The following is a 7537-nucleotide window of genomic DNA, read 5'->3' on the forward strand; positions in this document are numbered from 1 at the left end:
GATCTAAATACATGTCTCAGCCTAATATTCCGAATATTACTCCTAACGTGACACTTACGAGAGACGATGCTGTGAACCTGATTTTATCCTCCATAGCTATGGAAGAACTCGGGATGAGCCATATTCTGAATGCTGAAGGCGAAAAGCTTCAGTATGTGCTCGGAACCCTGCCCGGCCTGACAGGGCCGCCAGCAACTATTGCCGATTTACTTTCTGTTAACCAGAGTGTACGTTCTACGCTAGACAGTACAGCCCGCAACCAGATGTTCCTTCAATCCAAGATGGAGGGAATATTACAGGCTCCTACTCTTGTAGGACCAACCGGACCTGCTGGACCCACAGGGCCTGCTGGGGGCCCAGTTGGGCCCACTGGTTCTGCCGGGCCTACTGGAGCTACCGGACCGGCGGGGCCAACGGGGGCAACCGGACTCGCTGGACCTACAGGCGCTACGGGTCCAATCGGGGCTGGCTTAAGCGGCATTGTTCCTTTTGATCCATTCCTTGCACCTGGCTATACTCTCAATCAGGTTGTTTCCTACAACGGCAGCACCTACATCGTCAACACGGTACCGCCTGTAGGCACACCGGATACTTCACCAGACTATACTCTGATCGCTGCCGGCGGTGCAGCAGGCGCTACTGGACTCGCTGGACCTACTGGTGCAACCGGACCTACAGGCATTACTGGCCCAACTGGACCTGTAGGCGCTACAGGTGTGGGACTCACAGGCGTAGTAACCTATAATGCCGCGCTCGCCCCAGGATATCCTGTTGGTCAGGTCGTCAGTTATAACGGCAGCACCTTTATTGTTAACAATGCACCACCGACCGGTCTGCCCGGTGCATCAGCAGACTATACTCTGCTTGCCGCACGTGGAGCTACCGGCAGCATAGGCGCTGTAGGTGCCACCGGTGCTACCGGACCGACAGGACTTACTGGACCAACGGGACCAACAGGTGTAGGATTGACCGGGATCGTCACTTACAACGCCGCGCTTGCTCCGGGATATACTGTTGGCCAAGTGGTGACATACAACGGCGGCACTTATATCGTCACAAGTGCCCCACCAGTAGGGACACCAGATGTCTCAGCTAACTACACGCAACTTGCGGCACGCGGTGCAACTGGAAGCGTCGGACCGGCAGGGCCAATTGGGGCTACAGGAGAAACCGGAACCATTGGGGCCACAGGTCCTGCAGGCCCGGCTGGAGGACCTGGACCTGCAGGACCTGTCGGCCCTACAGGCCCTAACGTCACGGCTAACTACGCATTCGTACAAAATGCTTCAGGGACGATCGCTGTGCTTCTGGGCTCAGGCAACGCCACGTTCCCCGATAACCAGAACATTCCTGCGGGCATCACCATCAACGGTGCGAATGACACCTTGACTATTGCCAACGCAGGCAACTATTTTATTAGCTACAGAATCAGCATGACAGCTTCCCTTCTTACGTCGTCACGTATTCTCTTAAACGGCGCTGCCGTTGCTTCTACAGCTACGGCATCTGTAGCCAGCACTACTCTGCAGGCGCAAACTATCATTCCTATTCCGGCAAACGCAACCCTACAGCTTAATGTTACCTCTACTCTTACAGTGGGTCTTCAAGCACCGGGTGCTACGCTGACCATCATCCGCCTCACCTAAAAGACTAAAACAAGGATACTCCCAGATCACTTTGGGAGTATCCTTCTGTTTGTGGACAATAGATCGCAGCAGTTCGCCTGACCCGTCAGCCAGAATTCGTTGAACTTGAAAAAAGCTGCCCATAGGCCAACATTCACCCTGGAAACAGCTTCAGCTACTTATTCATTATTTCCACTGCTCATTTCTTTCGGCCATTCCCAGTTATGCCATTTGGGAAACAGCTCCTGATTCAGGAACGGCATTGGTAACTTACGACCTCTGAGCTTGTTCCTTAACGCCATCTCTTGACTATAGGAGCCGCCATAATAATATCCGATCTGGCGAAGTTGTTCCTGTACAGCTAGACGGTGAAAGGTATTGCTAAATGGAAACTCCAGGATGCTTTTGTTCAACGTTGCAATCCATGCCGGAAAGGCCTGTGCCAGTGTAGCCTCACGTTTGGCTTTTTCGGACGAGGTCCGCTCGATCCGGCAGGAAAAACCGGTCATTTCGGCAATTCGAGAGAGTAAAGCAACCCATTGCCCTTCCAGCTCATCACTGTTCTGACCCGTATTTACTCGCCTTGTTTCCCAGGCCATCATCCGGGCAAGGGAATCGGTTAACTTATCAATGGCCTCGATATAACTGGAATCGGAATTCGGCATCACCTGTGCCCCTGCCACTTGGAGATCGACATCAGGACAACACCTCCTCAAGCGCCTTGACCTGATGCAGGGACTGTTCCTTCCTCAGCATCATCCAACTCATCAAACAAAAAGAATCCACCGTCCGCAGAAGAGAGTCATTGTAGAGAATGATCTCAGCGGTTTCAACTTCCGTACGGCGTCTCCGCACATTCGTGAAATGACTCACCTCATCCGCCAGCGCCGACATCAGAGCTGCAAGTGCTTCTTTTTCACTATCCAAAGCTTCCTGCTGGCTGCTAATAGCTTTCCCGTATGTAGTTGCGTCATCAACTATTCTCGTTCTCACGCTGCAAGTCTCCTTTCTCTGACGGGACAATACTATTCTTCCTCTTCCTCTTCTTCAATTTCACACTCCTCCTCTGTGAGGGAGAGTCTATAGCTTCGTTCGAGCTTCAAAACATCGCTTAATTTGAACTGCAGCAGGATCTGATTAGCCACAATTCCGCGAAGCATATGTTCCACACTGTCATTGACCCGTAGCGCATCATCCAGGGTGAGACAGATGTCTTTCAGCATGTGCTGTATTTTCTCAGCTTCCGCATTAATAATATGGGAAAATCCAATCTCCTCAAGTGCGATAGAGGTTAGCAGCAGGTTGATGACATCTTTGCGGTTGAGGATGATGTTTGGTTTGATATCCGGAATATTGGGCATTGACATAATGTAATCACAACCTTGCGTTCCAATTTTATACATTCACTTATACCTTATGGTATGCACAAAAACCCAGAAAGTCACTTTATTGTCCAGTCTGATTAATATAAAAAAGGTGTCCGGCAGTGAAAACACTGCGAACACCTTCTGCTTATACTCATACCGTTTCAGTCTACTTCAGATCCAGACAGAATCGAATCTCCTCTTGCATTGCGGTAAAGCCCAGCGACTCATACAATTTCAGTGCGGAGGGGTTGCTGGTTAACACCATCAACCGGACCGAGGACAATCCTTGGGACCCGGAATACTTCATCGCTTGCGTCAGCAAATATTTGGCCACTCCCCGCTTTCGCCACGGCTCGCGTACAAACACATCTTCAATGTATCCGTAATTATCCTCACGCCACACCATCAGACTGGCTATGATGGTCTCCCCTTCACGGACCACCAGCGCCGTCCACAGATCATTACGCTTGTATTCAGCTAATCTGTTGCTGCCTAGTGGCGTATCGGGCCATATCTCGGCCTCCAGCGTCAAATAATCCTCTTCCTCCTGTACTGTCGCCATCTGCCAGTGCTTCATTTCCAGCCCTACCGGCAGCGTCAATTCGGGCAGCGGAAATCCCAAATCGCGGTTCATGCTGAACAGGCTGTTCAGATGGCGAAAGCTGTGCCGTTCTTTGAAAAATTGATTATTGGCTACCTCTCCGTAATCATTACCCACACACAAGAGCGTCGAATATCCGGAAGGCAGTGTCTCCTTCAGTTCCAGTGCCCTGGCATACAGCTGCATGTAGAGATGATCCATCAATTCAAAATCATGTTCCCATTCCGGCACAGCCTTAAGGTTCATGTAGATCGAATGGCGCGCTTCTGACAGACTTCCGGGCGGCACCATGTTAATAATGCTCACCTGTCCCTTGGCAATCATCACACCTTGCTTGAACGCACAGAACACATTGCCCCAATTCGCCGGATCCCCAACCCACCAGAAGACAGCATGTTCCCTTGCCGTTACAGAGCGGAACAACCCTTCCAGCAGCGGCATATCTGCTTCCTGAAAATTACGGATCTCAACATCATACAAACGATCGGTAGATAAATGACTCAAATAAGTAGCTCCTTTGCCAGTCATGATAAATGCATGAATTCATCATAAACCACACTGACCTGCACAGAAGCATAATCTTTATTTAAAACCAAATATTACCTGAAAGCTGCTGAAATAATCGACGTTCAGACCGTGTTCGACGCTAATTAATACAAGGTGCTAGTTGATTGTTGAGTGTATGGGAGAATCTCATCTGTTCTGCCTTCTTGAACCTTATTCGCCCAAGCCGGATCACTAATTAGCGCTCTACCCACAGCGACAAGATCAAATTCCTCTCGCTCCAGGCGTTCCAGCAGACGCTCCAGATTATCCTCATCACTCTTCTCCTTATCCGGGATCAGGAAGTCACTGTCGAGACCTACAGAACCTACAGTGATGGTCGGCTTGCCTGTGATTTTCTTCGTCCATCCCGCCAGGTTCAGTTCAGAGCCTTCGAACTCTGGCAGCCAGAAACGGCGTGTCGAGCAGTGGAAAATATCAACACCAGCCTGTACCAGCGGGGCCAGGAAGCGCTCAAGCTCCTCTGGCGTTTCCACCAGTTTGGCAGAATAATTGCCCGCTTTCCACTGCGAGAAGCGCAGCACAATTGGGAAATCCGGGCCTACTGCGCGGCGGCAAGCCTCAATAACCTCTACCGCAAACGTTGTGCGGCCTACTAGATCGCCGCCGTAGCGGTCGGTGCGCTTGTTGGTCCGCTCCCAGAAGAATTGGTCGATCAGATAGCCGTGTGCCCCGTGTAGCTCAATCCCGTCAAAGCCAGCTGCCTTGGCGTCAGCAGCAGCTTGAGCGAAAGCGGCTACCAAACCTTCGATCTCAGCTGTGGTTAGCGGCTCTGTAACCTGCTCTCCAGCCAGATTAAGGCCTGACGGTCCTACCGGCAGGGCCTCAGGGTTCGGCAGCGCGCCAATCTTGCGTTCCAAGCCGACATGCCAGAGCTGCGGGATGATCTTGCCGCCAGCTGAATGAACTTCAGCAGCAACCTTTGCCCAGCCCTTGAGTGCTGCTTCTCCATGGAAGTTGGGGATACGCGGACTGCTGACAGCAGACGGATGATTAATCGCCGTTCCTTCAGTAACGATCAGACCGACTCCGCCCTCTGCCCGCCGACGGTAGTACGCCGCAACATCTTCACCTGGAATTCCGTCCGGCGAGAACGCTCTAGTCATCGGTGCCATTACAATTCGGTTAGCCAGCTTCAGGTTGCCTGCTGTAACAGGTTCAAACAATAATTTAGTAGTCATGAGTAACCTCCATATATTAATGTAATTACTTTTCGTAAGCATATTATCGCGCGATTTAGAACAAATTGCAAATTATCCGTTATAACCTACCGAATTACTAAGGTAATTCAAAGTGAATGCTCAAATCAAAAGCCGGGCAACGCAGCTTCCCTCTGCAGATGCCCGGCTTTGCCGGATAACTTATTTTATCGTAAAAGTCCTGGTTTCATTCTATTGGAACGGGAAGATCTGTCTTCGTTCTAAACGTTCAGAATCCCTGGTTTCGGCACTTGACCGAAATCCTTGGCAAGATCAGCCAGCTGCTGATCGGTAATTCTCTGCCTGATTTCCCTGCCACCGATGAGGTTGTACACCGCTGCGGCTTTTTCAACCGTTTCAATCAATCCAAAGGCCGTATCCATTGTTGATCCTGTGCCGAATATGCCATGGTGCGGCCAGATGACAACACGGTGATCCTTCATTTTCTTCGCCGTTTCACGTCCAATTTCGCTGCTCCCTGGTACCATCCAAGGAATAACACTCACACCGTCAGGGAACACAACAATACATTCGGTACACATTTCCCATAAAGTCTTAGTGAATTTGCGTTCATCCAAATCATGAGTGAACGTCATGGCGATCACATTCGTGGCATGGGTGTGAAGGACGACACGGTGACCTGGATCAACCTTTAACCTTTCGATATGGCTCATAAAATGCGAGGCCAGTTCACTGGTCGGCACAGCCTCATCCCGCAGCCCCCATAAAATTTCGACACTGTTGCCATCCGTACTTACACGCAATACGCCAAGACAGGCTTCCGGGTCCTTGATTACATTTCTGAAGAATTTCCCCGAGCCGGTCACGATAAAATAACGACCTGCCAGCTCCTGTACCGGAAAGGTGAGCGGAATGGTGCGCAAGGGTTCGACGATATTGATATATTTTCCAACTTCTTCTTCATCCAGCAGGTAGCTGATATTCCCACCGTTCAGCTCATCCCAGCCGAGCTTCCACATATGATGGGTAATCTCTGTCATTTCATTGATAAATGGAGCTTCGGCACTAGCAATATATCCGTTATTTCTAATCATAGATGTGCTCATCCTTGTTTCTCTCCTTCTTCGTCCTTTAATGATTTAATCGTATGTGCACGATTCTTTATTGTCAACAAATTAAATATTAATTGTGTTGTTTATATTTGTTTTTAGTGATTTTCAGGCAATGCGTACGGTAATTAGCAAGCTATTCTTCTTCGTTTGTTGCAAAACACAGAATATCCCCCTATCATAAATAACTATACTGTTGAAAAGGTGATTATTATGCTGGCAGCCGAACGACGCAAAAAAATCATTGATCTCGTCCATCAGGACAAGCGTGTCCTGGTCTCGGATTTAAGCCGAATGTTTGAGGTCACGGAAGAGACAATCCGCAGGGATCTGGAGAAGCTGGAGAAGGACGGTATCGTGAGCCGCACTTATGGGGGCGCGATGCTGAACCGTCATACGAATGAAGATTTGCCTTTTGTCACCCGGAATGCCCTGAACACAGAAATCAAGCGAAGCATCGCTCTGAAGGCACTCGATCTTATTAACGACGGCGACACGCTGATGGTAGACCCCAGTTCTACCGCCTTTGAATTTCTGAAACTGCTCGAGACGAAAAGCAATCTGACCATCATTACGAACTCGGTTAATATTCTGCATGATTTCGCTAATTCGGGGATGAACATTATCTCCACCGGAGGGTCACTACGTTATCGCTCGCTCTCGCTGGTCGGTCCTGTCGCTCACGACACCATCCAGCGCTACAATGTGGATACAGCTGTAATCAGCTGCAAAGCCATCGATCTTGACAAAGGTGTTACCGACTCTAACGAACCGGAATGCGAGCTGAAGAAATACATGCTGCGCCAGGCCGACAAAGTTGTTTTGCTTGCGGATCACACCAAATTTGACAAAACCGCCTTCTCGAAGCTCATCGAGTTAAGTAACATCGACTATCTGATCACAGACCGCAGACCATCGGAAGCATGGCTGGAACGTCTATCCAGAGATAATATCGAACTGCTGTATTAGTAATCGAGTAGGAGGGGGCGGTAAACCCCCGTCCTCTCACACCACCGTACATGCGGGTCCGCATACGGCGGTTCCAAAAGGTTAACAAAGCTCTAAGTAACGTGAAAGCAAACTTTTCAGCCCTTTCGCTTCCCAATAGGAA

General features: G+C 49.9%; 8 protein-coding genes. 2 read left to right on the forward strand and 6 right to left on the reverse strand.

The features are described 5' to 3' along the window. Positions 1–11 precede the first annotated feature (11 nt). On the forward strand, positions 12–1646 hold the full coding sequence (locus tag HPT30_RS21410) for an alpha-helical endospore appendage domain-containing protein (RefSeq protein ID WP_175373341.1): 1635 nt from the start codon (positions 12–14) through the stop codon (positions 1644–1646). 158 nt (positions 1647–1804) lie between these two features. Here the strand turns inward: HPT30_RS21410 and HPT30_RS21415 are convergent, their stop codons facing one another. From HPT30_RS21415 to rhaD, 6 genes are all read right to left on the reverse strand, one after another. Next, positions 1805–2290: a hypothetical protein gene (locus tag HPT30_RS21415; RefSeq protein WP_175373342.1), complete on the reverse strand. Its 486-nt coding sequence runs from the start codon at positions 2288–2290 to the stop codon at positions 1805–1807. Positions 2291–2321: 31 nt separating this feature from the next. Then, complete coding sequence (locus tag HPT30_RS21420) at positions 2322–2618, reverse strand: alpha-helical endospore appendage domain-containing protein (RefSeq protein WP_175373343.1); 297 nt, start codon at positions 2616–2618, stop codon at positions 2322–2324. 32 nt (positions 2619–2650) lie between these two features. Next, positions 2651–2992 (reverse strand): alpha-helical endospore appendage domain-containing protein, encoded by a 342-nt coding sequence (locus HPT30_RS21425; protein ID WP_175373344.1) that lies wholly within the window; start codon positions 2990–2992, stop codon positions 2651–2653. A gap of 166 nt (positions 2993–3158) precedes the next feature. Beyond that, positions 3159–4097: a GNAT family N-acetyltransferase gene (locus tag HPT30_RS21430; RefSeq protein ID WP_246317314.1), complete on the reverse strand. Its 939-nt coding sequence runs from the start codon at positions 4095–4097 to the stop codon at positions 3159–3161. Positions 4098–4243: 146 nt separating this feature from the next. Continuing rightward, positions 4244–5338: an NADH:flavin oxidoreductase gene (locus HPT30_RS21435; RefSeq protein ID WP_175373345.1), complete on the reverse strand. Its 1095-nt coding sequence runs from the start codon at positions 5336–5338 to the stop codon at positions 4244–4246. A 239-nt stretch (positions 5339–5577) separates the two neighbouring features. Then, the gene (gene rhaD / locus HPT30_RS21440) at positions 5578–6423 is read right to left on the reverse strand and encodes a rhamnulose-1-phosphate aldolase (RefSeq protein ID WP_175373346.1); all 846 of its coding nucleotides are present in this window, start codon (positions 6421–6423) and stop codon (positions 5578–5580) included. 216 nt (positions 6424–6639) lie between these two features. Here rhaD and HPT30_RS21445 point away from each other — a divergent pair, with 216 nt between their 5' ends. Next, positions 6640–7395 (forward strand): DeoR/GlpR family DNA-binding transcription regulator, encoded by a 756-nt coding sequence (locus HPT30_RS21445; protein WP_175373347.1) that lies wholly within the window; start codon positions 6640–6642, stop codon positions 7393–7395. Positions 7396–7537: the final 142 nt, after the last annotated feature.

The organism is Paenibacillus agri, assembly GCF_013359945.1.
Taxonomy (GTDB): Bacteria; Bacillota; Bacilli; order Paenibacillales; family Paenibacillaceae; genus Paenibacillus_AQ; species Paenibacillus_AQ agri.